The organism is Bowmanella yangjiangensis (assembly GCF_017255015.1).
In the GTDB taxonomy this organism is placed as follows: domain Bacteria; phylum Pseudomonadota; class Gammaproteobacteria; order Enterobacterales; family Alteromonadaceae; genus Bowmanella; species Bowmanella yangjiangensis.
This window is the reverse complement of record NZ_JAFKCS010000398.1, coordinates 1-320: the sequence shown is the minus strand read 5'-3', so window position 1 is coordinate 320 and position 320 is coordinate 1. Positions and strand designations below refer to the sequence as shown.

The window sequence follows — 320 nt, the reverse complement described above, 5'->3', positions numbered from 1 at the left end:
GCGCTGAAAAGCCACTGGTCGGTACCGGCATGGAGAAAACCATCGCTGTTGACTCAGGTGTAACTGTGGTTGCCAAGCGCGGTGGTGTGGTGGATTACGTTGATGCCAGCCGTATCGTTATCAAGGTTAATGAAGAAGAGACCTTTGCCGGCGAAGCGGGTATCGACATTTATAACCTGACTAAGTACACGCGTTCTAACCAGAACACTTGTATTAACCAGAAGCCGACCTGTAAGGTTGGTGAGCCAATTGTTGCCGGTGATGTTCTGGCAGACGGCCCGTCTACTGATTTGGGTGAATTGGCGCTGGGTCAGAACATG

General features: G+C 51.2%; 1 protein-coding gene. It reads left to right on the top strand.

Annotation, left to right across the window (positions count from 1 at the left end):
- A partial coding sequence (locus J0A65_RS27565; RefSeq protein ID WP_232850141.1) for a hypothetical protein occupies positions 1-320 on the top strand: 320 nt, incomplete at both ends.